The sequence below is a fragment of the Streptomyces sp. NPDC013455 genome, from assembly GCF_040632975.1.
Taxonomy (GTDB): domain Bacteria; phylum Actinomycetota; class Actinomycetes; order Streptomycetales; family Streptomycetaceae; genus Streptomyces.
The window spans coordinates 61,505-85,270 of the sequence record NZ_JBEYCX010000007.1 but is presented as its reverse complement, the minus strand read 5'-3'; the positions used below and the strand labels follow the sequence as shown (position 1 = coordinate 85,270).

Here is a 23,766-nt window from a genome sequence, read left to right as displayed (position 1 = left end):
CCACACGGCGTGACCGGGGGAGAGGGAGAAGGAGGTCGGCCGCCCCGGAACGGGGGGGATGGTTCCGAGGCGGCCGTCCGGACCGGAACGTCGCTCGCCCCGGGGGGTTTGGGGCGGCGACCGTCCGATCGGTGAGGAGATCCCGGAGCCGTCAGGCCCCGGTGGTGTGCGCGAGGGCACGACCAGGTCGAAGCTGGGGAGGCCCCGGCCTGGAGTCGCCCACAGTCCCCTGTGGGCGGGGTGTATCTCTCATCGGGGTAGAACCTACGGCAGCCGACGGCGCTTGGGCAGACGGAATCGGCTCCCGTCATCCACCCCGCACACCTTCTTCACACGGCCTGCCGCAGGCGCCCGTCAGAGGTACGGACCTGTCGCTCAGATGCGCGCGAAGGCCTGCTCGATGATGTCGAGGCCCTCGTTCAGCAGGTCCTCGCCGATGACCAGCGGCGGCAGGAAACGGAGCACGTTGCCGTAGGTGCCACAGGTCAGGACCAGCAGGCCCTCGGCGTGGCAGGCCTTGGCCAGCGCGGCGGTGGCCTCCGGGTTCGGCTGCTTGGTGGCGCGGTCCTTCACCAGCTCGATGGCGATCATCGCGCCGCGGCCACGCACGTCGCCGATGATGTCGAACTTCTCGGCCATGGCGGTGAGACGCGCCTTCATGACCGCCTCGATGTTCTTCGCCTTGGCGTTGAGGTCGAGCTCCTTCATCGTCTCGATCGCACCGAGCGCACCGGCGCAGGCCACCGGGTTGCCGCCGTAGGTGCCGCCCAGGCCGCCGGCGTGCGCGGAGTCCATGATCTCGGCGCGCCCGGTGACGGCGGCCAGCGGCAGACCGCCGGCGATGCCCTTGGCGGTCGTGATCAGGTCGGGGACGATGCCCTCGTCCTCACAGGCGAACCACTGGCCGGTCCGGCAGAAGCCGCTCTGGATCTCGTCGGCGACGAAGACGATGCCGTTGTCGTTGGCGAACTTCACGATCGCCGGCAGGAAGCCCTTGGCCGGCTCGATGAAGCCGCCCTCGCCGAGCACCGGCTCGATGATGATCGCGGCGACGTTCTCGGCGCCGACCTGCTTGGTGATCTGGTCGATGGCCTGCGCGGCGGCCTCGGGGCCGGCGTTCTCGGCACCGGTCGGCCAGCGGTAGCCGTAGGCGACCGGCACGCGGTAGACCTCGGGCGCGAACGGACCGAAGCCGTGCTTGTAGGGCATGTTCTTGGCGGTCAGCGCCATGGTGAGGTTGGTCCGGCCGTGGTAACCGTGGTCGAACACCACGACGGCCTGCCGCTTGGTGTACGCGCGCGCGATCTTGACGGCGTTCTCGACGGCCTCGGCGCCGGAGTTGAACAGCGCGGACTTCTTGGCGTGGTCACCCGGGGTCAGCTCGGCCAGGGCCTCCGCGACCTCCACGTAGCCCTCGTACGGGGTGACCATGAAACAGGTGTGCGTGAAGTCGGCCAGCTGGGCGCTCGCCCGCCGCACGACGGCCTCGGCGGAGGCGCCGACGCTGGTCACGGCGATACCGGAACCGAAGTCGATGAGCCGGTTGCCGTCGACGTCCTCGATGATGCCGCCGCCCGCGCGCGTGGTGAAGACGGGCAGCACGGAGCCCACGCCCTGTGCGACCGCGGCGGTGCGGCGGGCCTGAAGCTCCTGCGACTTCGGGCCGGGGATGGCGGTGACGACGCGGCGCTCCTGCGGAAGTGCGGTCATGGGGGGCTCCCTGATGATCTTGCGTACCGGCTGTCCCGGGCGGTTCCGGGCGGTGCGTTTTCGGACGCATACCTTCTTTTCTCGCAGGCTAAGACCGGTTCCGAGGGGTGGGCATGCTCCATGTGGGCGTTGTCGGTGAGTCCGGTTGTCCGCCGTGGACATAGCCCGCCCGGGCGGGACGGCCGCCTCTCGGCCGCGTAAGCGGTGAACTCCCGTTCCGGTGGCGTTAGATTGGCTCGCTGATGGTGGACGGAACGGCGGACGGAACGGCTGGTCAGGGGGCAGGGTCGATGGACACCGACGGCACACGGGACGCACGCGGCACGCATGCGAACCCGGTACCGCGCCCTACGGCGCCCTGGGACGGGGCGGGGGTACCGCCCATGCCGGCGACGGCGCCGCCGGCACCTTCCGTCCCGCCCGGTATGCCTCCCAGGCCGGACGGCTCGCCCTTCCTCACCTGGCTGCGGACCTCCCGCCCGGAGGCCCCGCCTGGCGTGTGGCGCTTCGGGCACCGCCCCCGGCCCGAGCGGGAACCCGAGCTGATCCCCGGCCGGCAGCTGCTCAGCGGCGCACTGATCGCCTTCCTCGTGGGCTGGCTGGTGTGGTCCCTGTTGTGGAACGGCTACCTCGGCGCCTGGTGGGTGCTGCCACTGGAGCTGTTCACGCCCGACTCCTGGCGCCAGGGCAACGACCGCGTCGGCAACGCGATCCTCTGGTACTCGTACTACACCGTCATCGCCCTCGCCATCCTGCTGGTCGTCGGACGCCTCGGCCGCTGGGGCGAGGTCTGGCGCCGGTACGGGCCGTCCGCGTGGCGTCCGGCCGCACCGGCGGACGAGCGCCCGGCCGCCCCCGACCACGACCCCGCCGAATGGCCCCAGCTGCGTCAGGCCGGGGCCCACGAGGCCGCCGAGCGGCTGGCCGTCGAGGCCAGGGCCGGGCTCATGCGGGACGTGGATCACGCGCGGATCAGCCGGGCCTGGCAGGGCGTGCGCAGCGGCCGGCAGAGTCTCGGCGCCTTCACCGGCGCCGTGCTGAAGGACGGCTCCGCCGCCTGCCCGCACCCGTCCGGCGAGCGCGACCTGCCCGCCCGGCACGCCCCGCACGACCTGCTCACCGGGCAGGTCCGCCTCGGCACCACCGCCGACGACCCCCGCAACCCCTACCACTACCGCGGCGCCGGCCTCGCCCTCGGCCCCGAACTGCTCGGCACCTCGCTGCTCGCCGTCGGCCCGGCCGGCTCCGGGAAGACCGGGGCCGTGGTGCGCCCGCTCGCCGAGTCGCTGTGCCTGCACGCCCTGGCCGGCCGGGCGTCGGTCGTGGTGGTCGGCGCGGCGGGCGCCGGCCTCGGCCCCGCCGAGGCGTACGACGTCGTCGTCCGTGTCGGCCATCCCGAGTCCGTGTACGACCTCGACCTCTACGGCGGCACCACCGACCCCGACGAAGCCGCCGCCATACTCGCCGAGGCCCTCGTCGGCGACCTCGCCGACCCGCACCCGGGCAGCGACAGCCGTCGTTCGACCACCGTCCTCGCCCAGCTGCTCGGCCCCTTCCGCGCCGTCCACGGCCGCTTCCCCTCCGTACCGGAACTGCGGCAGCTGCTCGACGGCGCCCCGGGCCCGCTGGCCGCGCTGCGCAAGGGGCTGACCGACGCCGGGCACGCGTCCCTGCTCAGGGAACTCGACGCCCGGGAGCGGCAGATGGCCCATCCCGGTGACGTCGGCACGGTGCTCGCCGACCGGATCGCCCTGCTCGACCGGCCGGCCTTCGCCTCCTTCTTCGACACCTCCGGACAGAGCCGGCCGTTCTCGCTCAGGGCCCTCGACCATCCGGTCCGGGTCCGCATCGACCTTCCCCAGCGAGGCCACGCCGACGCCTCCCGGATCCTCGCCCGGCTGGTGCTCGCCCAGTTCACGGCCTCCGTGGCGGTGCGGGAGGACAGGTCGCTCTTCGCCTGCCTGCTGCTCGACGACGCCACCGGAGTCGTCACCCCGGAGGCCGTACGCGGTATCCAGCGGCTGCGCAGCGCCAACGCCGGCGCGGTGCTCACGCTGCGCACCCTGGACGACGTGCCCCGGCCGCTGCGCGGTCCGCTGCTCGGCGCCACGGGGTGCCGGATGGCGCTGTCCGGGCTCACCCCCTGGGACGGGCAGGACTTCGCCGAGGTGTGGGGCAAGGAGTGGACCGAGACCCGGGACGTCACCGACCGGCAGATCATCGCCGAGACTCCGGCCGGGAAGGCGGTGCACATGCTGCGCCGGGTGATCACCGGCCAGGCGCCCACCGCCCGTGCCGTCACCGTTCGGCAGGTGGAGCGGGAGCGCTGGTCCGCGTCCGAGTTGGCTCACGGGGTGCCGGCGGGGCACGCGGTGCTGTCGTTGACCAGCGTGCAGGGCGAGCACGCGCCGCCGTTGCTGGTGGACCTGCGGGGGTGAGCGGTCCCGGCGGTGGTCCGCCGGGACCGGCCGGGTGTGCGGGTCCGGGCCGGGCGGGGTGAGCGGGCCAGCGGGTGATCGTACGGTGAGGCAGAATCGGCGTAGGCCGTTCATACACGGCGGCCAAAAGATCACTCATCCTCCACGGTGAAGGCCTCATGCCCCCGACTCTCGCCTCGCTCGTCCACCACTCCGCGCTGAAACTGACCGTGCGCGCGGGCGAGGACCGTCTCGACGTGCCCGTCCGCTGGGCGCACGTCAGCGAGCTCGCCGACCCCGTGCCCTACATGGAGGGCGGCGAACTGCTCCTGATCACCGCGCTGAAGCTGGACGCGGAGGATCCGGAGGCCATGCGGCGGTACGTGCGGCGGCTGGCCGGCGCGGGCGTGGTCGGGCTCGGCTTCGCCGTCGGGGTCAACTACGACGAGATCCCGAAGGCCCTCGTCGACGCCTGTGCGCAGGAGGGGCTGCCCCTGCTGGAGGTGCCCCGCCGCACCCCCTTCCTCGCCATCAGCAAGGCCGTCTCCGCGGCCATCGCCGCCGACCAGTACCGGGCCGTCACCGCCGGCTTCGCGGCCCAGCGCGAGCTGACCAGGCAGGCCCTGAACTCCGGCCCCGAGGGCGTGCTCGGCGCGCTCGCGGCGCAGGTCGACGGCTGGGCCGCGCTGTACGACGCCTCGGGCGCCGTCGTCGCCGCCGCCCCGGAGTGGGCCGGCCGCCGGGCCGCCCGGCTCACCGCCGAGGTCGAACGGCTGCGCGAGCGCCCCGCCCCGGCGTCCTCCGTGGTCGGCGGGCCCGAGCACGAGGACCGGGTGGAGCTGCACTCCCTGGGGACCGGCCGCCGCCCCCGGGCGGCGCTCGCCGTGGGCACGGCCGCGGCGCCCGGCACGGCCGAGCGGTACGCCGTCCACTCCGCCATCGCCCTGCTCACCCTCACCACCGAACGCTCCCGCTCCCTGCACGCCGCCGAACAGCGGGTCGGCACCGCGGTGCTGCGCATGCTCCTCGCCGGGGAGCCGGACCACGCCCGGGCCGTCGCCGGGGATCTGTACGGCGGGCTGCTGGACGCGCCGTTCCGGATGATCGTCGCCGAGTCGCAGTCCGGGACGGCGGGCGAACCGCTGGGCGAACTGGCGGAGGCGGTCGAGGCGGCCGCGGCGCGCTCCGGCGAGGCGGTGCTGGTCGTGCCGGAGGGGGAGCGGCTGGTGGCGCTGGCCGCCGACGGGGGCGCGGCGGTGGCCGCCTGCGCCGCGTACGCGGCGGCCCGGGAGGCCGAGCGGGGCACGCCCGAGCAGGGGCGTGCGGACGAGGATGACCTGGTGGTCGGTCTGTCGGCGCCGTCCGGGCCGATCGCGGCGGCGGCGGCGTACAAGCAGGCCGAGCAGGCGCTGTCGGTGGCGCGGCGGCGGGGGCGGGTGTTCGTCGAGCACGAGCAGCTGGCCGCCGGGTCGGTGCTGCCGTTGCTGGCCGACGACGCGGTGAAGGCGTTCGCGGACGGGCTGCTGCGCGCCCTGCGCGAACACGACGCCACCGGACGCGGGGACCTGGTCGCCTCGCTGCGGGCCTGGCTGTCCCGGCACGGGCAGTGGGACGCGGCCGCGGCGGACCTGGGCGTGCACCGGCACACGCTGCGCTACCGGATGCGCAGGGTCGAGGAGATCCTGGGGCGGAGCCTGGACGACCCGGATGTGCGGATGGAGCTGTGGCTCGCGCTGAAGGCGACCTCCGCCGAGTAGCGCGGGGCCGAGGGGCGCCGAGTCGAGGGGCGCGGGGCCGAGGGGCGCCGAGTCGAGGGGCGCGGGGCCAAGGGGCGCCGAGTCGAGGGGCGCGGGGCCGAGGCGCGCCGAGCCGGGCAGCGCGGGGCCGAGGCGCGCCGAGCCGGGCAGCGCGGGGCCGAGGCGCGCCGAGCCGGGCAGCGCGGGGCCGAGCCGGGCAGCGCGGGGCCGAGCCGGGCAGCGCGGGGCCGAGGGGCGCGGGGCCGGGCAGCGCGGGGCCGTGTGGCGCCGAGCCGGGCAGCGCCGGGGGGCGGAGCCGGGCGGCGCGGAGGCCGAGCCGGGCGGCGCCGAGCGGCGGGCCGTCCGGACGGCGGTGCCCGGTCCGTCCACTGCCGCGGTGCGGAGGGCCGAGTAGTCCAAACAGTAGTACCCGGTCCGTGCACTGCTACGACTCGGACAAACGACCCCGAGTCGCCGCCGCCCTACCGTGGACCACGCACACCAAGCACACCCCCCAACGCGGAAGGGCCGGGACTCGTACATGACTTCCACCCATGCCTTCTGGCTCGCCGGCCGCCAGGTCACCGGCGAGGACAGCTTCGACGTCACCTCCCCGTGGGACGGCCGGCTCGTCGGCACGGTGAGCGTGCCGACCGACGCCCAGGTCGAGGAGGCCGTGGCCGCCGCGTACGCCGTGCGGGACGAGTTCGCCGCCACCCCGGCGCACGTGCGCGCCGCCGCCCTGGACCACGTCAGCAAGCGGCTGGCCGAGCGCACGGAGGAGATCGCCCAGCTGATCTCCGCCGAGAACGGCAAGCCGATCAAGTGGGCCCGGGGCGAGGTCGGCCGCGCGGTCTCCGTGTTCCGGTTCGCCGCCGAGGAGGCCCGCCGGTTCAACGGCGGCGAGGCCCAGCGGCTCGACACGGACGCCGGCGGCCAGGGCCGGCTGGCCCTCACCCGGCGCTTCCCCAAGGGTGTCGTGCTCGGTATCGCGCCGTTCAACTTCCCGCTGAACCTGTGCGCGCACAAGGTCGCCCCGGCGATCGCCGCCGGCGCCCCGATCATCCTGAAGCCGGCCCCCGCCACCCCGCTGTCCGGTCTGATCCTCGGTGACCTGCTCGCCGAGACCGACCTGCCGGCCGGTTCCTGGTCGATCCTCACGGTCGGCAACGACCGCATGCCCGCCCTGGTCCAGGACGAGCGCCTGCCGGTCATCTCCTTCACCGGTTCCGAGCAGGTCGGCTACGCGATCATGGACTCGGTGCCGCGCAAGCACTGCACCCTGGAGCTGGGCGGCAACGGAGCCGCGGTCGTCCTCGGCGACTACGCCTCCGACGCCGACCTGGACTGGGCCGCGACCCGTATCGCGACCTTCTCCAACTACCAGGGCGGCCAGTCCTGCATCTCGGTGCAGCGCGTGATCGCCGACGCGTCGGTGTACGACCGGCTGCTGCCGCGCATCGTCGCCGCCGTCGAGGCCCAGGTCACCGGTGACCCCTCCGACGCCAAGACGGACGTCGGCCCGCTGGTCAGCGAGGACGCGGCCAAGCGTGTCGAATCCTGGGTGAAGGAGGCCGTCGAGGCGGGCGCCACGCTGCTCACCGGCGGCGACCGCGACGGCGCCTCGTTCGCGCCGACCGTCCTCGCCGACGTGCCGGCCGACGTGACGATCGCCTGCGAGGAGGTCTTCGGTCCCGTCCTCACCGTGCAGAAGGTGGACGGCGAGGCCGAGGCGTTCGCCGCGGTCAACGACTCCAAGTACGGCCTCCAGGCGGGCGTGTTCACCCACGACCTCCAGGTCGCCTTCCGCGCCCACCGTGCCCTGGAGGTCGGTGGCGTGGTGATCGGCGACGTCCCGTCCTACCGCGCCGACCAGATGCCGTACGGCGGCGCCAAGCAGTCCGGCGTGGGCCGCGAAGGCGTGCGGTTCGCGATGGAGGACTACACCTACGAGCGCGTGCTGGTTCTCACCGGTCTCGCGCTCTGACCTGCCACGGACAGGTCGGAAAACGGAACGGCCGCAGCCCACTGTGCGGGGGCTGCGGCCGTTTCGCGCACCCGGGGGCCGTGGCCGTTCCGCCCACCCCCGGGTCTCCTGTGGCTAATGGGAACCATTTTCATGTAACCTGGTGCCGTGCCGCCCGACCGAAGGGGCCCGGCGCCGCTGCCTTCCGGCGCCGGGCCCCTTCGTGCCGCCGGTCTCCTCCGGACCCTCAACCGGAGAAGCCGACGTGCGCGAGCCGCAGCGGGCCGCGCAGCCTGAGGCGGACATCGTGGACACCCGCGGCGGAGCACGCGGCGGCGAGCGTGGTGTACGCGTAGGGGCCGGCCGTGGGGGTGTCCAGGGCGAGCGAGGCCAGCACCGGACCGCCGTCCAGCGCCACCTCCACGACGCCCTCGCCCGCCACCAGCACCGTCACCTCGCGCACGGCCGCGCCGAAGTCGCAGGCCCGGTAGACGAGTTCGGCCGTCCCGGCGTGCGCCGCGGTCACCGCGTCGCCCGCGGTCCTCGCACGGTCCACGATCACGGCGCCGGACTGCTCGTCGAAGTCGGCTGCGGCGAGGCCCCGCCCGAGCACCGGACGGGGCGCCGGATCGGTGCCGTCCACCTGCACGGTCGTCCGCAGGCGGATGTCCTCGCTGGACGCGCCGAGCAGCAGTTCGTACGGGCCCCGCTCCAGGCGCCGGCCGCCCTGCCGCACGTCCCAGAACTCCAGCGCCGACAGCGGGACCTCGAAGGAGACGGCGGCCGTCTCGCCGGGGGCGAGCGCGAGCCGGCGGTGCGCCAGCAGCTCGCGGCGCGGGCGGGTCACCGACGGGGCCACCGCCCGGCCGTAGAGCTGGACCACCTCGTCCGCGGGCCGGTCCCCGGTGTGGGTGACCGTGCAGCTCACGACCACCGAGTCGGCCTCCACCCGGGCCGCCGCCCCGGCATAGGCGAAGGACGCGTACGACAGGCCGTGGCCGAAGGGGAAGAGCGGGGTGCCCTCGAAGTAGAGATAGGTCTGGCGGCCGCCGATCACGTCGTAGTCGAGCAGGTCCGGCAGGTCCGCGTCGGAGGCGTACCAGGTCTGCGGGAGGCGGCCCGCCGGGGAGACGTCGCCGGCCAGCACCCGGGCCAGCGCCGTGCCCGCCGCCTGGCCGCCGTGCGCCGTCCACAGCGCGGCCGGCAGCCGCGTCACGTCCACCGCGTACGGGTAAGCCGACACCAGCACCAGCACGGTGCGCGGGTTGGCGGCGCGGGCCGCGTGCAGCAGCCGCCGCTGGTGCTCCGGCAGCAGCAGGGTCGTACGGTCCTCGGTCTCCCGGCCGTTGATGTGCGGGTCGTTGCCCGCGACCACCACCACGACGTCCGCCCCGGCCGCCACCCGGGCCACGGCCTGCTCGCCCCGCTCGACCGTCACCACCTCGAAGACGTCGCCGCTGTCGGCAACCTCCACGCCGTCGGCGGCGACCCGGACATGACGACCCGTGCCCAGGTGCCTGAGGAGGTGACCACCCCGGTGCGGTTCGAAGCGGAACGTCTCCTGGACCACCCAGCCGCCGGGCTGTTCGGCGGAGGCGCGCAGGCGGCCGTCCTCGGCGACCGAGAGGTAGCGGCCGTCCGGGGCGCGCAGCGTCAGCACCCCCTCGCCCCAGTCGGCCAGCGCGAACTCGGTGCCGGTCCGGCCGGTGGTCAGCGGGGGCAGATCGGTGCGGCCGGACAGCAGCGCCGGGTCCCATGCGCCCTCGGCCCCCCGCGGCCGGCCGGGGCCGGCCGCCGGCGGCACGGTCAGGTACGCGCCCGCCGCGGTCCGCAGCCGGACCCGGTCCACGCCCTCCGCGAACTCCACGCGCTCCGCGCCGAACCGCTCGTACAGGCCCTCCAGCGGAGTGGAGCGGCGCAGGAGGCTGCCGCTGTACCAGTCGAGTTTGCACTCGTCGGCGAGCAGCCCGACGACCGCGATCCGGGTGTCCGGGGCGAGCGGCAGCAGGGCGTCGTCGTTCTTCAGCAGCACCACGGCCTGCTCGGCGGCCTCCCGCGCGAGCGCCCGGTGCGCCGGGGTGTCGAACGCGCCGGTGCCCGCGTGCGGGTCGTGGTGCGGGTCGAACTCGCCGAGCCGGAAGCGGACCGAGAGCTGGCGGCGGACGGCGGTGTCGACGTCCGCCTCCGTCAGCAGACCGCGCTCCAGCGCCCGCTCGACCCGGGCGGTGATCAGCGAGGGGTCCGTGCCGTGGTCGGTGAAGCTGTCCACGCCGGCCAGCAGGGCCGCCGCGGTGGCCTCCTCGTGGGTGTCGAAGTAGTGCTCGGCGTCGACCAGGTTGGAGGGCGCGCCCGCGTCCGAGCAGACCAGCAGCTCCTCGTCCGTCCAGGTGCGCAGCTGTTCGCGCAGCAGCGGGGAGAGGTGGTTGGGGCGGCCGTTGACCAGGTTGTAGGCGGGCATCACCCCGGCCACCGCGCCGGCCTCCACCGTCTCCCGGAAGGCACGCAGGTCGTACTCGTGCAGCACGCGCGGGCGCACGGAGGCCGAGGACGTCGCGCGGTCGGTCTCGTTGTTGTGGGCGAGCCAGTGCTTCAGCACGGGCGCGGTACGCCAGTAGCGGGGGTGGTCGCCGCGCAGCCCGCGGGTGTACGCCGTGGCGATGGCCGAGGTCAGCTTCGGGCACTCGGCGTAGCCCTCCTCGTTGCGGCCCCACAGCGGGTGGCGCAGCAGGTTGACCGTCGGGGACCAGACGTTGAGGCCGACCCGCCCGTCGCGGGCGCGCATCGCCCGGGCCTCCTTGGACACCGCCTCGCCGACGCGCCGCACCAGGTCCGGGTTCCAGGTCGCGCCCAGGCCGATGGCCTGCGGGAACACCGTCGCCGGGCCCATCCAGGCCACGCCGTGCAGTGCCTCCTGGCCGGTGCGCCAGGCGGCGATGCCGAGCCGCTCCACCGCGGGCGTGCACTGGTGCAGGAAGGAGATCTTCTCCTGCGGTGTGAGCCGCGCCAGCAGGTCGTCGACGCGCTTCGCGAACGGCAGGGCCGGATCGCGGAAAGGCGGCGTGGGCGGCGGGTCAACGGTCACGAGGGGTTCCCCTTGCACGAGGAGCGGAACGGCTCTTTCGAAGCGCTTCGATGCTCCGCGGACGGAGCCGGGGTGTCAAGGCGTCAGGCGCGAAGACGGCGGAAATCTCCGCGGCGGTGCAAGCGGCTCCTGGTTCGTGGGGGGCGCGTCGGCGGTTCGGGGAATCTTGGAAGCGACCCTTGTGCGCCCCCAGGCGTTCACTTAATCTCGCTGCAACATCGAAGCGCTTCGACTGTGCTTCGATCACCCGCGATGCAGAACGCCACCGCTCAGCCGGATCCACTGAAGACACCGCAGCCGACGGCCACCGCCGGGTGTCCTGGTGCGCCATGAAGGGTTGACGCAATGACGCCGAACGCCGCTTCCTCCGCCCCCAGCCGGAGGAGCTCCCCGAGCCGGAGAAGCTTCCTCGCCTCCACCGCGGTCGCCACCGCGGCGGTCGGCGGCGGGCTGCCGCTGCTCACCGCCTGCGGCGGCGGGCAGGCGGGCCGCAAGGAAGGCACCACCTCCGGCAAGGCGGCCCGCAAGATCCTCCCGGCGTACGTGGCGTCCAGCGTCGTCGCCCCCGACATCCCCGCGAAGGACGGCTCCGCCGCCGGCTTCACCAAGGCCATCGCCCTGGACCGGCTGAAGACGTCCGTGCCCGAGAAGCTCGGCAGCGGTGGGAAGCTCTCCGTCATGGCACCCCTGTGGGGCACCCCGCCGGACGGCTCCAACGCCTACTACCGGGCCATGAACGCGGCCATCGGCGTCGAGACCAGCTGGCAGAACCAGGACGGCAACACCTACGACGAGAAGCTGGGCGCGGTCCTCGCCTCCAGCGACATCCCGGACGTCGTGGTCGTCCCCGGCTGGAACCTGATGGGCAAGATCCCCAGCGCCGTCAACGCCAAGTTCGCCGACCTCGGCCCCTACCTGTCCGGCGACAAGGTCAAGGACTACCCCAACCTCGCCGCCGTCCCCACCGACGCCTGGCAGCGCTCCATCTTCGGCGGACAGCTGCGCGCGATCCCGCTGCCCGGCTCCTACGTCACCAACATCGCGCCGTTCTACCGCAAGGACGTCTTCGCGCAGCGGGGCTGGCAACCCCCGAAGTCCACCGACGAGTTCCTCGCCTGGGCGAAGGAGGCCACCGACGCCAGGCGCGGGGTGTGGGCCTGCGCCGACATGAAGTGGACCGCCTTCAACGCGTTCGGCGTCCTGAACGGAAGCGACAAGGCGCTGTGGTGGAACCTCACGGACGGGAAGCTGATCAACCGGGTCGAGACCGAGGCGTACCTGGAAGCCCTGGAATGGGCCCGCAAGCTGTTCGCCGCCGGTGTCGTCCACCCCGACGACAAGGCCGGCAAGACCGCCAACCCGGCGAACACCCGGTTCACCGCGGGCAAGCTCCTCGTCTACAACCAGGACCTGTCCGACTGGTTCGGCAAGACCTCCGAACAGCGCACCCAGAACCCGGACTTCGAGATGGCCGCCATGGACATCTTCACCCACGACGGCGGCGACCCGCTGCTGTGGGCCGCCCAGCCCGCGAACATCTTCACCTTCGTCAGCAGGAAGGCGTCCGAGCGGCAGATCAAGGACTTCCTCGCGATCGCCAACTTCTGCGCCGCCCCGTTCGGCACCAGGGAACGCCTGCTCGCCGAGTACGGCGTCGAGGGCACCGACTTCACCCTGGACAAGGGCGTGCCCACCAAGACCACCAAGGGCGTCAACGAGGTCCTGGGCGCCTTCGACTACACCGGCAAGCCCGCCGCGTACGTCGCCCACCCCGACTTCCCCGAGGTCACCCGGGGCATGGTCGAGTGGCAGCAGCGCATGGGCGCCTTCACCAAGAAGTCCTCCTTCTACGGCCTCACGATCACCGAACCCAGCCGCTGGTCCAACCTCGCCGACGACTTCGAGCAGCTGGAGGACGACGTCGTACGCGGCCGGAAGAAGATCGGTGACGTCCAGCAGGCGGTCTCGGAGTGGAAGAAGCAGGGCGGCGACGACCTGCGCGACTGGTACCGCGAGCTGCTCGACTCGACCGGCTCGGCGCAGTGACCAGCACCGTGCCCCGCAGCAGGGCCGGAGGGAAGACGCGGCAGGGGACTCCGCGGCGGTCCGGCGGCGGCACGGGCGGCCGGGTACGGGACGGCGGGCCGGGCCTGCGGACCAGGTTCCGGCGCGACCGCACCCTCATCCTGATGACCCTGCCCGTGGTCCTGCTCCTCCTGGTCTTCCACTACGTCCCGGTCCTCGGCAACATCGTCGCCTTCCAGGACTACGACCCCTACCTCGGCGACAACGGCTTCGTCGCCGTCTTCCAGAGCCCCTGGGTCGGCCTGGATCAGTTCCAGCGGGTCTTCGAGGACTCGGAGTTCCGGCACGCCGTGCAGAACACGTTCGTCCTCTTCGCCCTCCAGCTGGTGCTGTACTTCCCGATCCCGATCGCGCTCGCGCTCCTCGTCAACAGCGTGATCCGGCCCCGGGTGCGCGCGGTCGCCCAGGCGATCATGTACCTGCCGCACTTCTTCTCCTGGGTGCTGGTCGTCACCGTCTTCCAGCAGATCTTCGGAGGCGCCGGCGTCCTCGCGCAGACCCTGCGCGAACACGGGCACTCCGGCTTCGACGTCATGACCGACCCGTCGGCCTTCAAGTACCTGGTCACCGCTCAGATGGTCTGGAAGGACGCCGGCTGGGGCATCATCGTCTTCCTCGCCGCGCTCGCGGCCGTCTCCCCGGACCTGTACGAGGCCGCCGCCATGGACGGCGCCGGGCGCCGGCGCCGCATGTGGCACATCACGCTGCCCGCGCTGCGGCCGGTGATCGCCCTGCTGCTCGTGCTGCGCGTCGGCGACGCCCTCACCGTCGGCTTCGAGCAGTTCCTGCTCCAGCGGCAGGCGGTCGGCCCGGACGCGTCCGAGGTGCTCGACACCTACGTGTGGTGGAACGGCATCCGCAACCAGGACTTCAGTTACGCGGCGGCCGCCGGCCTGATCAAGGGGGTCGTCGGACTGACCCTCGTCCTCGTGGCGAACAAGGTGGCCCACCTCACGGGCGAACAGGGGGTGTACGAGAAATGAGCGCCGTGGCCGACCGGCCTCTCGTGGAACGTGAACGGCGCGGCCGGTGGGCGGCTCCGCCCCGGCCGTCCTGGGAGGAGAGGCCGACGCGGGCCGGGCTCGCCGCGAAGGGGCTGGTCCTCGGGATCGCCTGCTTCGCCGTGCTCTTCCCGCTGTGGATCGTCGTCGTCACCAGCCTGTCCCCGAAGCAGGTCATCGACGAGACGGGCGGCCTCGTGGTGATCCCCGAGGGCGTCACCTTCGTCGCCTACCAGGAACTGCTCGGCGGCGGCCAGGTGCAGCGGGCCGCGCTGGTCAGCGTCGGGGTGACACTCGTGGGCACCGTGTTCAGCATGACGGTGTCCGTGCTGTGCGCCTACGGCCTGTCGCGCCGGGGCTCACTGGGGCACCGCTGGATCCTGCTGACGCTGCTCGCGACGATGTTCTTCGGCGCGGGCCTGATCCCGACGTACCTGCTGGTCCAGGCACTCGGCCTGACCGACACCTACCTCGCGCTGATCCTGCCGAGCGCGGTGAGCGTCTTCAACATCCTGGTGCTGCGCGGCTTCTTCATGGGCATCTCGCCCGAACTCCTCGACAGCGCGCGGATCGACGGGGCGGGGGACTGGCGCATCCTGTGGCGGATCGTGCTGCCGCTGTCCCGGGCCGTGCTGGCGGTGATCACCCTCTTCTACGCGGTCGGCTACTGGAGCGCCTGGTTCAACGCCTCGATCTACCTGACCGACCAGAAGATGATGCCGCTGCAGAACGTCATGATCCAGCTGGTCCAGAAGCAGGAGCGGCCGGTGGGGCTGTCGGCCCAGATCAACACCGGACAGCTGTCGCCGCTCGCCATCCAGATGGCCGTGATGGTCCTGGCCCTGCTGCCGGTGGCCGTGCTCTCGCCGTTCGTCCAGAAGCATTTCCGCAAGGGGATGCTGACGGGGGCGGTGAAGGGCTAGGGGGTGTCTCACCGGTCGTCCCGGGCGCCCGGCGTCGCTGATCCGGCCTGATCGACGAGACACCCCCCAGCCGACGGCACCCGTTCGAAGGGGCGGTGCGGTGCCGCCGTCGACTGCGGGTGCGCGGGGGCCGACCGCGTGGTTCCCCGCGTCCCTTCGAGGCGCTCCGCAGCACCGGCACCGGACCACCACACCAAGACACCAGAGGTACCCACCATGCCCACCCGCAGGACCGTCCTCGCCGGCACGGCGGCCGCGGCCGCCGCACTCGCCTGCCTCCCCACCCCCGCACACGCGGCCCCGGCCGGGCCGCGCCCGTACCGCCGGCGCACCGCGGTGATCGGCGGCACCGGCTTCGTCACCGGCATCCTCTTCCACCCCGCCACCGCGCACCCGGCCTACGCCCGCACGGACACCGGCGGCTGCCGCCGGGACCAGGACACCGCCCGCTGGACCGCCCTCACCGGCCACCTCGGCCGGGACGACTGGAACCTCCTCGGCGTGGAGGCCGTCACCGGTGACCCGCGCGTCCACGGCCGGGTCCACCTCGCCGCCAACGGGCGGGGCATCCGGTACGGGGAGGCCGCGTGAGGCCGGCCCTCGCCGACGCCACCCGGGGCCGCGTCCTCTTCGGCGGCGACTACAACCCCGAGCAGTGGCCGGAGGAGACCTGGCGGGAGGACGTCCGGCTGATGAAGCGGGCCCGCGTCAACTCCGTCACCCTCGGTGTCTTCGCCTGGTCGGAACTCGAACCCGTCCCCGGTGCGCGGGAGTTCGGCCGCCTGGACCGGCTGATGGACCTCCTGCACGACCACGGCATCGGCGTCGTCCTCGCCACGCCCACCTCGTCCCCGCCGCCCTGGATGGGCCGGCTGCACCCGGACACCCTGCCCCGGGACGCCGACGGCCACGTCGAATGGTGGGGCGGCCGGCAGCACTTCTCGCACTCCAGCACCACCTACCGCCGGCACGCCGCCGCCATCACCGAGGACCTGGCCGCCCGCTACGGCAGCCACCCGGCCCTCACCATGTGGCACATCAACAACGAGTACTGCACCTTCGACTACGGCGACGAGGCCGCCGCCGCCTTCCGCCGCTGGCTGCGCGCCAGGTACGGCAGCCTCGACGCCCTCAACTCCGCCTGGGGCACCGCCTTCTGGAGCCAGGGGTACGACACCTGGGACGGCGTCCTGCCGCCCCGCCGCGCCCACTACCTGAACAACCCCACGCAGGTGCTGGACTTCCGGCGGTTCACCTCCGACATGCTCCTGGAGTGCTTCACCGCCGAGCGGGACATCGTCCGCCGGCACAGCCCGCACGTCCCCGTCACCACCAACTTCATGCCGCTGTGGACCGGGCAGGACGGCTGGCGCTGGGCCCTGGAGGAGGACGTCGTCTCCGTCGACCTCTACCCCGACCCGAGCGACCCGCTGGGCGCGCAGCGCGGCGCGCTCGTGCAGGACCTGACCCGCTCGCAGGCGCGCGGACCGTGGATGCTGATGGAACAGGCGGCCGGTCCGGTCAACTGGCGCGGGGTGAACCGCCCCAAGCCGCGCGGCCTCAACCGCCTGTGGTCCTTCCAGGCCGTCGCCCGTGGCGCCGACGCCGTCTGCTACTTCCAGTGGCGCCAGTCCCGGCAGGGCGCCGAGAAGTTCCACTCCGGGATGGTCTCGCACGCGGGGGAGCAGGGGCGCACCTTCCGGGAGATCGAGGTGATCGGCGCCGAACTCGCCCGGCTGGGAGACCAGGTGGCGGGCGGGAGGACCACCGCCGACATCGCGGTGCTGCACGACTGGCACTCCTGGTGGGCCGGCGACCACGCAGGCCGGCCGTCGACCCTCGTGGACCTGCCGGAGCTCCTCACCGCCTGGCACCGGGCGCTGTGGGAGGCCCATCTCACCACCGACTTCGCCCACCCGGAACACGACCTGTCCCGCTACCGGCTCGTCGTCGCGCCGCAGCTGTACCTGCTCACCGACACCGCCGTCGACAACCTCCTCGGGTACGTCCGCGGCGGCGGCACCCTGGTCTGCGGCTTCCTCACCGGCGTCGCCGACGGCGACGACCGGATCCGGGCCGGCGGCATGGACGCCCGGCTGCGCGAGCTGTTCGGCATCCGCACCCTGCACGAGTGGTGGCCGCTGCCGGCCGGGGAGACCGTGGCGTGCGCGGGCTTTCGCGGCACGCTGTGGTCGGAGGAGATCGAGCCGGTGCCCGGGGCCGCCGAGACGGTGCCGTACCAGGGCGGTGAGCTGGACGGGCTGCCCGCCGTGCTGCGCCGGGGCCGCGCCTGGTACGTCTCCACGCTCCCCGAACCGGAGGCGCTGCGCGCCCTGCTGGCCGGCATCGCCGCCGACGCCGGGGTGCGGCCGGTGCTGGACGGGCTACCGGCGGGCGTGGAGGCGGTGCGCCGCGGGGAGCTGCTGTTCCTGCTGAACCACGGCCGCGAGCCGGTCACCGTCCGGGTCCCGGGCACCCACCGCGAACTGCTCGGCGCGAGCACGGTCACGGACACGGTCACCCTCGGCCGGTACGGCGTGGCGGTGCTGCGGTCATGAGCCGGACCCCGGTCCACGGCACCTGGGAGCCGGCGCCGGCCGCGCGCTGGGAGGACGCCTTCCTGAGCGGGAACGGCCACCACGGCGTCCTGGTGTCCGGCGACCCGGACGACGAACGGGTCGTCGTCACCCATCACACCCTGGTCCGCCCCAACGGCGGCGAGCACGCCCGCCCGCCCCGGCTGGCCGCCCGGCTCCCGGCGGTCCAGGACCGGCTGCTCGCCGGCGACCTCACCGCCGCCGAGCGCTTCACCGACGGCCGCCCGCTCCAGTGGGTGCAGCCCTTCCACCCGGCCTTCCGGGTACGCGTCCGCCGCGCCGCGGGCGGCGGGCCGCACCCGCGCCGTGCCGTCGACTTCACCACCGGCGAGGCCACGGCGGCCCGCGCCGGCGCGGTCAGCCGCGTCTTCGTCTCCCGCGCGGACGACGTGATCGTGCACGAGGTCACCGGGGGCGACCTGGACATCGGCCTGGACCACCGGCTGCCGGGCGCCCCGGCCCGGCTGCGGGTCGGCCACGGCGGGCTGCTGGTCCCCGAGGGCGCGGTGCTGAGCCTGCGCGCCCGCTACCCGGACGGCGACCGCGCGTACACCGGCGTCACCCTCGTCGCCGTCACCGGCGGCCGCAGGGAACTCGTCCCGCCCGGCGTCCGGATCACCGGCGCCCGTTCGGTGCTGCTGCTCACCCGGGTGCGCCGGCACACCGGCGAGGCGGACGTGCTGGCCGAGACCCGGCTGCTCCAGGGCCTCCTCGACGGCACCCAGCGGCCCTACGACGCCCTCCTGGCCCGCCATCTGGACCGGCACCGCACCGCCTACCTGCGGGTCGTGCTCGACCTCGGCGCCGACCCGGCCGAGCGGGCCCTGCCCGGCTCGGAGCTGCTCCGGCGCCCGCCCGGCCCGGCCCTGCTGGAGCGGCTCTTCGCCGCCGGCCGCTACCACCTGCTGTCCAGCAGCGGCCTCAACCCGCCGCGGCTGACCGGACTGTGGACCGGCGACTGGGACACCGCCTGGTCGGGCGCGTTCACCACGAACGCCAACCTCAACCTGCAGACCGCCGCCGCGCCCGCCGCCGCGCTGCCCGAGGTCACCGAGGCGCTGGCCGCGCTGGTCGAGCGGCAGCTGCCCGACTGGCGGGCCAACGCCCGCGCGATCTTCGGCACCCGGGGCGCCGTCGCGCCCTCGCACACCGACGGCGAGTCCGGGCTGACGTACCACTTCAGCCGCGAGTACCCGCTGCACCTGTGGACCGCCGGCGCCGACTGGCTGCTCAAGCCGCTGGTCGACCACGACGAGATCCACGGCGGGCGCGACCCGCGCACCGCCGCCGCCCTCGCCGAGGCGGCCCTCTTCTACGAGGACTTCCTCACCCGCACCGACGCGGACGGCCACCTGGTCGTCGTGCCCTCCTACTCGCCCGAGAACCGCCCGGCGAACGGCGGCTGGGGAGCGGTCAACGCGGCCATGGACCTCTCCGCGGCCCGCCACACCCTGCGCACCGCCGCCCGCTACCACCCCCGCCACGCCGACCGGTGGCGGGCGCTCGCGGACCGGCTGCCCCCGCACCGGACCAACGCCGACGGCGCCCTGGCCGAATGGGCCTGGCCCGGGCTCGACGACACCTACGACCACCGCCACCTCAGCCATCTGTACGGCGTCTGGCCGCTGGACGAGATCACCCCCTACGACACCCCGCGGCTCGCCGCCGCCGCGCACCGGGCGCTCGCCCTGCGCGGCAGCGGGAACGACTCCGCCCACGGACACCTGCACCAGGCCCTGGTCGCCGCCCGACTCGGGGACGCGGGGCGCACCGCCCGGGCCCTGCGCCGGGTGCTCGCCGGCGACTTCTTCCACGCCTCCCTGATGAGCGCGCACTACCCGCGGCGCAGCGTCTACAACGCGGACGCGGCGCACACCCTGCCCGGCGTGCTCATCGAGGCGCTCGTCCAGTCCACCCCGGACCGCCTGGTGCTGCTGCCCGCCGTCCCGGACCTGTGCCCGCGCGGCGAGCTGCGCGGGGTGCGCACCCGGTTCGGCGCGGAGATCGACCTCGCCTGGGACCCGGACGGCGCCCGCGCGGTCGTACGGCCGCGCCGCACCCACCGGGTCGAACTGCGGACTTCCGCCGGCGCCGAGCCGCTCGACCTCGTCGCCGGAGAAGACCGCGTCCTCGTCCTGGGGGCGCGGTGACCGGAGGAACTCCCCCCACCCATGGAAGGGACACCATGGCAACGAACACCCTGGGCAGGGTCGCCAAGGCCCTGATCGCCCCCACCCTCGCGCTCGGCGCCACCGTCGGTCTCGCCTCCGCGCCCGCCTCCGCCGCCGTCTGGAGCTCCTGCGACCAGTGGGGCAACACCACCCTGAACGGCTACACCCTCTACAACAACATCTGGGGATCCGGCGCCGGCAGCCAGTGCGTCTGGGCCGACTCCGGCACCAGGTGGGGCGTCCGGGCGGACCACCCGAACACCGGCGGCATCAAGTCCTACCCCAACGCCAAGAAGGTGATCAACAAGCCGATCACCTCGCTGTCCAAGCTGACCAGCAGCTACAGCGTCACCGTCCCGTCGTCCGGCGCGTACAACACCTCGTACGACATCTGGGACACCGACTACGACTACGAGATCATGCTCTGGGTCAACAGGACCGGAGCCGTCGGGCCCCTCGGCACCTCGCAGGGCAACGTGACGCTGGGCGGCCACACCTGGACCGTGTACAAGGGAAACAACGGCGCGAACGAGGTGTTCTCCTTCGTCCGCACCTCCAACTCCCGCTCCGGCACGGTCGACATCCTGCCGATCCTGAAGTGGATCAAGGACACCAAGCGCTGGTTCGGCAACGAGACCGTCGGGGACGTCCAGTTCGGCTACGAGATCACCTCGTCCTCCGGCGGCCTGGACTTTACCACCGACAACCTGACCGTCAGCGGCGGCTGAGCGCCGGCCGGGCCGGCCCCCGCACGGGGGCCGGCCCCTCCGGCCCGCCTACTCGGCGATCGGCAGCCGGGCCCCGTCCCGCAGGAACAGCGGGATGCGCTCCAGCGGAGCCTCCACCGTCACCGCCGTACCGCCCTGGTACGTCACCCCCGTCCAGGCGTCCGTCCAGCGCGCGCCCGCCGGCAGGTACGTCGTCCGGGCCGTGGCGCCCGCCGTGAGCACCGGGGCGACCAGCAGATCCCGGCCGAAGAGGTAGGCGTCGTCCACCGACCAGGCGGCCTGGTCGTCCGGGAACTCCAGGAACAGCGGGCGCAGCACCGGCAGCCCCTCCTCGTGGGCCTCCCGCATGACCGTGAGGACGTACGGCCGCAGCCGCTCGCGCAGGCGCAGGTACCGCTCCAGGATCGCGCCGGCCTCCTCGCCGTAGGACCACACCTCGTTCGGGCCGCCGGTCATGTCCGGGCCCAGCGGCATGCCCGGGTCGCGGAAGCCGTGCAGCCGCATCAGCGGGGACAGCGCGCCGAACTGGAACCAGCGGACCATCACCTCCCGGTAGGCCGGGTCGTCCGGGTCGCCGCCGTGGAAACCGCCGATGTCGGTGTTCCACCAGGGGATGCCGGACAGCGCGGTGTTGAGGCCGGCCGCGATCTGCCGGCGCAGCGTCGCGAAGTCGGTGCCGATGTCACCCGACCACAGCGCGGCACCGTAGCGCTGGCTGCCCGCCCACGCCGACCGGTTGAGGGTGATGACCTCCTCGCCCCGCGCCCGCAGGCCCTCGTGGAAGGCGCGGGCGTTCTCGGCCGGGTAGAGGTTGCCGACCTCCTGGCCGGGGCCCGCCCAGTAGCGCAGGTTCTCCTGGAAGCCGGGCTTCAGCTCGGGCTCGCAGGCGTCCAGCCAGAAGGCCGTGATGCCGTACGGGACCACGTAGTTGTCGCGGACCCGGGACCACACGAACTCCCGGGCGTCCGGGTTCGTCGCGTCGTAGAACGCCACCTGGACGGTCGAGGCGACCTCCTTGTCCGGCCAGTCGGCGTGCGCCAGCGGACCGTACTGGGTGCCGATGAAGTACCCGCGCTGCTCCATCACCGCGTGGTTCTCCGAGAGCGGGGACACCGAGGGCCACACCGAGACGACCAGCTTGACGCCCAGTTCCGCCAGCTCCCCGACCATCGCCGCCGGGTCCGGCCACTCCTTGGGGTCGAACTTCCATTCCCCGAGGTGGGTCCAGTGGAAGAAGTCGCAGACGATCGCCGACAGGGGCAGCCCCCGGCGCTTGTACTCCCGTGCCACGGCGAGGAGTTCGTTTTGGGTGCGGTAGCGCAGCTTGCACTGCCAGAAGCCCGCCGCCCACTCGGGCAGCATCGGCGAACGCCCGGTCACCGCCGTGTAGGCGCGCTGGCCGTCGGCCGGGGTGCCCGCCGTGATCCAGTAGTCGATCTGCCGGGCGGAGTCCGCCACCCACCGGGTGCCGTTGCCGGCCAGCTCCACCCGGCCGATCGCCGGGTTGTTCCACAGCAGCGTGTAGCCCCGGCTGGACACCAGTACCGGGATGCTCACCTCGGCGTTGCGCTGCACCAGGTCGAGCACCAGGCCCTTCTGGTCCAGCCGGCCGTGCTGGTGCTGGCCCAGGCCGTACAGCTGCTCGCCCTCGTAGGCGGCGAACCGCTGCTCCAGCCGGTGGTGGCCGCCGCCGACCGCCGTGTACAGGCGCGGGCCCGGCCACCAGAAGTGGGCCCGGTCCTCGGCGAGCAGCTCGCTCCCGTCGGCCGTGCGCACGAAGCGGACCAGCCCCTCGGCGGACACCTCGACGGTCAGCGCGCCGACGGTCAGCCGGCCTTCCCCGGCGCCGATCGCGATGGTGGCCCCGGCGGGCGGGGGAGAGGGGAGCAGCGCGCCCGGCAGCCCGTCCAGCACCGGGCCGCCCAGCCGGGCCCGCACCCGGACCGCGTCCGGACCCCACGGCTCGATCCGCACCGTCTCCTGACGGCCGCTCCACTCCAGCGCCCCGTCCCGCTCCCGGAACGTGCCGACGGTGGGGGAGGACTGCGCGAGACTGACCTTGGGCTGTACGGCGGCAGGCTGATTCACGGCGGCTCCTGAGGAAGGAGTGCGGGCAGGGACACGGCGGGCGAGTGCGGGCGGGGACACGGCAGGAGGAGGCCCGCCCCGGCGGTGCGGGGCACGCGGGAGAACCGGGTGCGGTGGGGGAGCGGGGTGAGCGGGGCGCGGGGAGTCGTCGGTGCGGCGGGGAGAGCGGGGCGCGTGTCAGGAGGCGGCCGGTGCCGGTCCCGAACTCGCCCGGACCGTCAGTTCGGGCGCGAGCAGCACGACCTCGTCGCCGCCCCGCCCGTCCAGCTTGGCCACCAGGTGTTCCACGGCGCGCCGGCCCATCTCCTGGGCCGGGATGGCGACCGAGGTCAGCCGCACCGACGCCTGGACGGCGACCTGGTCGGGGCAGACCGCGACCACGGACACGTCCTCGGGCACGGCGCGGCCCTGCTGGCGCAGCAGCGCGAGCAGCGGCTCCACCGCCGACTCGTTCTGCACCACGAAGCCGGTCGTCGCCGGGCGCTCGTCGAAGATCCGGGCCAGGGTGCGGGCCATCGCGTCGTACCCGCCCTCGCACGGCCGGTGCAGCAGCCGGACACCCGTCTCCCGGGCCCGGGAGCGCAGCCCGTCGAGCGTGCGCTCGGCGAAGCCGGTGTGCCGCTCGTAGACCGCCGGGGCCTCGCCGATGACGGCGACATCGCGGTGGCCGAGCCCCGCGAGGTGCTCCACACACAGTGCGCCGGTCGCCGTCCAGTCCAGGTCCACGCAGGTCAGGCCCGTCGTGTCGGCCGGCAGACCGATCAGGACGGAGGGCTGGTCCGCGCCCGCTCCCGGCTGCGCCGGAGCGGAGGCATCCCCGCCGCGCAGCAGCGGCAGCCGCTCGTCCTCCAGCTCCACGTCCATGAGGATCATCGCGTCGGCCAGGCCGCTGCCGGTGACCCGGCGCACCGCCTCGGGGCCCTCCTCGCCGGTGAGCAGCAGGACGTCGTACCCGTGGGTGCGGGCCGTGGTGGCCACCGCGATGGCGATCTCCATCATCACCGGCACGTACATGTCGGTGCGCAGCGGGATCATCAGCGCGATGATGTTCGACCGCTTGCCGGCCAGGGCCCGGGCGCCCGCGTTCGGGTGGTAGCCCAGTTCCCGGATGCTCTGCTCGACCCGCTGCCGGGTGGTCGCGGAGATGGACCGCTTGCCGCTGAGGACATAGCTCACCGTGCTCGCCGAGACTCCGGCGTGCTGGGCGACCTCGGCGAGGGTGACCATCCAGCTCTCCAAGCTTTGTGAAGCGCTTCGACAGT

At 73.7% G+C, this 23,766-nt stretch carries 13 protein-coding genes and 1 pseudogene; 10 read left to right on the top strand and 4 right to left on the bottom strand.

The window, feature by feature from the left end; genetic code table 11:
* Positions 1 to 375 precede the first annotated feature (375 nt).
* On the bottom strand, positions 376 to 1,710 hold the full coding sequence (gene gabT, locus ABZ576_RS13910; RefSeq protein WP_360739678.1) for a 4-aminobutyrate--2-oxoglutarate transaminase: 1,335 nt from the start codon (positions 1,708 to 1,710) through the stop codon (positions 376 to 378).
* A gap of 290 nt (positions 1,711 to 2,000) precedes the next feature.
* On the opposite strand from gabT, the gene ABZ576_RS13905 reads away from it, so the two are divergent.
* The 3 genes from ABZ576_RS13905 to ABZ576_RS13895 all read left to right on the top strand — a co-directional run bounded on the left by ABZ576_RS13905 (position 2,001) and on the right by ABZ576_RS13895 (position 7,850).
* Positions 2,001 to 4,148, top strand: a complete 2,148-nt coding sequence (locus tag ABZ576_RS13905; protein WP_360739676.1) for an ATP-binding protein — start codon at positions 2,001 to 2,003, stop codon at positions 4,146 to 4,148.
* Positions 4,149 to 4,306: 158 nt separating this feature from the next.
* Entirely contained in the window at positions 4,307 to 5,884 is a 1,578-nt protein-coding gene (locus tag ABZ576_RS13900; RefSeq protein ID WP_360739674.1) for a PucR family transcriptional regulator, read from the top strand.
* 520 nt (positions 5,885 to 6,404) lie between these two features.
* On the top strand, positions 6,405 to 7,850 hold the full coding sequence (locus tag ABZ576_RS13895; RefSeq protein ID WP_360739673.1) for an aldehyde dehydrogenase family protein: 1,446 nt from the start codon (positions 6,405 to 6,407) through the stop codon (positions 7,848 to 7,850).
* A 226-nt stretch (positions 7,851 to 8,076) separates the two neighbouring features.
* Here ABZ576_RS13895 and ABZ576_RS13890 read toward each other — a convergent pair whose 3' ends face one another.
* The gene (locus ABZ576_RS13890) at positions 8,077 to 10,911 is read right to left on the bottom strand and encodes a glycoside hydrolase family 3 C-terminal domain-containing protein (protein WP_360739672.1); all 2,835 of its coding nucleotides are present in this window, start codon (positions 10,909 to 10,911) and stop codon (positions 8,077 to 8,079) included.
* 345 nt (positions 10,912 to 11,256) lie between these two features.
* On the opposite strand from ABZ576_RS13890, the gene ABZ576_RS13885 reads away from it, so the two are divergent.
* From ABZ576_RS13885 to ABZ576_RS13855, 7 genes and pseudogenes are all read left to right on the top strand, one after another.
* Positions 11,257 to 12,957, top strand: a complete 1,701-nt coding sequence (locus tag ABZ576_RS13885; protein WP_360739671.1) for an extracellular solute-binding protein — start codon at positions 11,257 to 11,259, stop codon at positions 12,955 to 12,957.
* Positions 12,954 to 13,979: an ABC transporter permease subunit gene (locus tag ABZ576_RS13880; protein WP_360739669.1), complete on the top strand. Its 1,026-nt coding sequence runs from the start codon at positions 12,954 to 12,956 to the stop codon at positions 13,977 to 13,979. Before ABZ576_RS13885 ends, ABZ576_RS13880 begins: the two co-directional genes overlap by 4 nt.
* A complete protein-coding gene (locus ABZ576_RS13875) occupies positions 13,976 to 14,920 on the top strand; it encodes a carbohydrate ABC transporter permease (protein ID WP_360739668.1) in 945 nt (314 codons plus the stop codon). Before ABZ576_RS13880 ends, ABZ576_RS13875 begins: the two co-directional genes overlap by 4 nt.
* Before the next feature lie 216 nt (positions 14,921 to 15,136).
* Positions 15,137 to 15,472, top strand: a pseudogene (locus tag ABZ576_RS13870) (twin-arginine translocation signal domain-containing protein); the annotation flags it as partial.
* A gap of 35 nt (positions 15,473 to 15,507) precedes the next feature.
* Entirely contained in the window at positions 15,508 to 17,478 is a 1,971-nt protein-coding gene (locus tag ABZ576_RS13865) for a beta-galactosidase (protein ID WP_360739666.1), read from the top strand.
* Complete coding sequence (locus ABZ576_RS13860; RefSeq protein ID WP_360739665.1) at positions 17,475 to 19,667, top strand: glycoside hydrolase N-terminal domain-containing protein; 2,193 nt, start codon at positions 17,475 to 17,477, stop codon at positions 19,665 to 19,667. Before ABZ576_RS13865 ends, ABZ576_RS13860 begins: the two co-directional genes overlap by 4 nt.
* 35 nt (positions 19,668 to 19,702) lie before the next feature.
* Positions 19,703 to 20,416, top strand: coding sequence for a hypothetical protein (locus tag ABZ576_RS13855; RefSeq protein WP_360739664.1), 714 nt, complete (start codon positions 19,703 to 19,705; stop codon positions 20,414 to 20,416).
* 48 nt (positions 20,417 to 20,464) lie between these two features.
* On the opposite strand, the gene ABZ576_RS13850 is transcribed toward ABZ576_RS13855, so the two are convergent.
* Both ABZ576_RS13850 and ABZ576_RS13845 read right to left on the bottom strand, forming a co-directional pair.
* On the bottom strand, positions 20,465 to 22,504 hold the full coding sequence (locus tag ABZ576_RS13850; RefSeq protein ID WP_360739662.1) for a TIM-barrel domain-containing protein: 2,040 nt from the start codon (positions 22,502 to 22,504) through the stop codon (positions 20,465 to 20,467).
* A gap of 177 nt (positions 22,505 to 22,681) precedes the next feature.
* Positions 22,682 to 23,731 (bottom strand): LacI family DNA-binding transcriptional regulator, encoded by a 1,050-nt coding sequence (locus tag ABZ576_RS13845; protein WP_360739660.1) that lies wholly within the window; start codon positions 23,729 to 23,731, stop codon positions 22,682 to 22,684.
* Positions 23,732 to 23,766 lie beyond the last annotated feature (35 nt).